Here is a 235-nt window from a genome sequence, read left to right as displayed (position 1 = left end):
CAACGTGGTCGCGTTTCTCGCGACGGGTGTCGCGGCCGGTGCACCCGATGCGCTCGACGAGCCATACGAGGATGCGGCCGGCAATCGCTACGGCCGCATGCTCGGCCAGCCGATGCTGGTGTTCGCGGCCGATCTGAACGGGCTGCAAGCCGCGCATCGGCAGGCGCTGTCGCGCGAGCTGAGGATCGTGCCGTACGTGCGCGCGATGTTCTCGACCGGGCACGACGCGGCCAAC

At 69.8% G+C, this 235-nt stretch carries 1 protein-coding gene; it reads left to right on the top strand.

Annotated elements, in window-relative coordinates:
- Window positions 1-235 (top strand): DUF2000 family protein (locus tag SB816_RS34990; RefSeq protein ID WP_410548621.1); only part of this gene is annotated, 235 nt, incomplete at both ends.

Source organism: Achromobacter sp. SIMBA_011, assembly GCF_046535435.1.
Taxonomy (GTDB): Bacteria; Pseudomonadota; Gammaproteobacteria; order Burkholderiales; family Burkholderiaceae_B; genus Achromobacter; species Achromobacter dolens.
This window is presented reverse-complemented; position numbering and strand designations above follow the sequence as displayed.